Here is a 1,649-nt window from a genome sequence, read left to right as displayed (position 1 = left end):
AGCCGTAGCCGTAGCCGTAGCCGTAGCCGTAGCCGTAGCCGTAGCCGTAGCAGTCGCATCGGACGACGCATCCGCTCCCGTCGCAGCGGCCAGCGGCCAGCGGCCGCGGCCCCGTGGCCCGTGGCCCGCAGCCAGTGGCCGCAGCCGCAGCCGCAGCCCGAGCCTGTGGCCGTAGCTCAAGCCCGAGGTTGTTGCCGCAGCCTGTGCTGCTCCCGCGCCCCGTGCCGGATCCGCAGCCTGTGCTGCTCCGGCGCCCCCGTGCCGCATCCGCAGCCGCACCGCGATCCCCACCCGCATCACGAAGCCCCGCCTCGAGCGGAACCGATTCTTCCGGCGCTCGTTACCCGGGGGTGCGTCCATTCACCCTGTCCGGTCCTTGACCACCCGGCCAGACCCCGCTCCGCCGTGCGGGCCGGATGTGACCGCTGTGGGTGCCCTCGTCGGCGGGGGCACCCACCCAGCACGAGGATCGGCGGCGGGCCCTCGTACCCGCGCCCCGGCCCACCGGCCCGCAGAGCGCCTCAGTCCGGGATCTCGATCAGCACCCGCCCGCGGCCGCCCGCGTCGACGTGGTCGTGTGCCCTGGCGATGTCGGCCAGGGCGAAGCGTGCGCCGACATCGACGGTGAGCGCTCCGACCGCGGCCGCCGCCGTCAGGTCACGGGCGGCCTGCCGTTTGGCCTCGTCGGGGAAGTCGTCGCTGCCCATCAGGCGGAGGGTCACATTGTTGAACAGCAGTGTCCAGAAGGGGATCCTGGTGCGGTCGGCGCGGGTGGCGTACGCGGCGATCACCGCGCCGTTCGCCGCGACGGCGTCGTCCAGGTCGGCGTTGTCGGACAGGGCCACCTCGACGATCCGGTCCACCCCCTCGGGAGCGTGCGACCGGATGTCCGCGGCCGGGTCCCGGCCGTCGAGGGCGACGGCGTGGGCGACGACGGCCGGGTCGACGCGGTCCAGGTCGGAGCGGCGCCGGACGCTGCCGACGACCGTGGCCCCGCCCCAGCGGGCCAGCTGCGCCGCGAGCGAGCCGACGCCGCCGAGCACACCGTGGACCAGTACGACCTTGCCGTCCACCGGTCCGTCGGCGAAGACCGTGCGGTGCGCGGTGATCCCCGGGATGCCGAGGCAGGCTCCGAGGTCGTCACCCAAGTGGTCCGGCAGCGGAACGGCGAGGTCCTCGGGCAGGACCGTGTACTGGGCCGCGGTGCCGAAGGGCCGGTAGGACTGGGCCCCGTACACCCACACCCGCTGTCCGACGCGGCGTGCGTCGCCCCCCTCGCCGACGGCGTCGATCACGCCCGCCGCGTCGCTGTGCGGGATCACCCGCGGATACGGCATCGCCGAACCGGTCCATCCGCGCCGCTTCTTCGTATCGCCGGGGTTGACGCCGGAGACCCTCACGCGGACCCGGACCTCGCCGGGACCGGGCGTCGGGGCGGGCAGTTCGCCCACCCGGAGCACCTCGGCGGCCGGTCCTTGTCCGTCGTACCAGGACGCGTGCATGGCAGTGCCTTCCGGCTCGGGAACGGGAGTCGGGAGCGATCTCCGTTCCGAGACTAGGCCGTCTCTTTCGGATCTTGCCTGACCCGCGCCGCCCGGCACCGCACCTCGCCGCGTTGTCGAGGCACCCGAGGACGTCCAGTAATCGGG

1 protein-coding gene is annotated in these 1,649 nt (G+C 74.0%); it reads right to left on the bottom strand.

The annotated features are described in order from the left end of the window. Window positions 1-521: 521 nt before the first annotated feature. The gene (locus tag ACWGDE_RS38790) at window positions 522-1,502 is read right to left on the bottom strand and encodes an NADPH:quinone reductase (RefSeq protein WP_453393793.1); all 981 of its coding nucleotides are present in this window, start codon (window positions 1,500-1,502) and stop codon (window positions 522-524) included. Window positions 1,503-1,649 lie beyond the last annotated feature (147 nt).

It is taken from the genome of Streptomyces sp. NPDC054956 (assembly GCF_053609185.1).
The sequence above is the reverse complement of the archived record's forward strand: the minus strand, read 5'-3'. Positions and strand labels throughout refer to the sequence as shown.

Bases quoted from the DNA above. Each gene is read 5' to 3' on its own strand.
- ACWGDE_RS38790 (WP_453393793.1), bottom strand. From the start codon at position 1,502: ATGCACGCGTCCTGGTACGACGGACAAGGACCGGCCGCCGAGGTGCTC.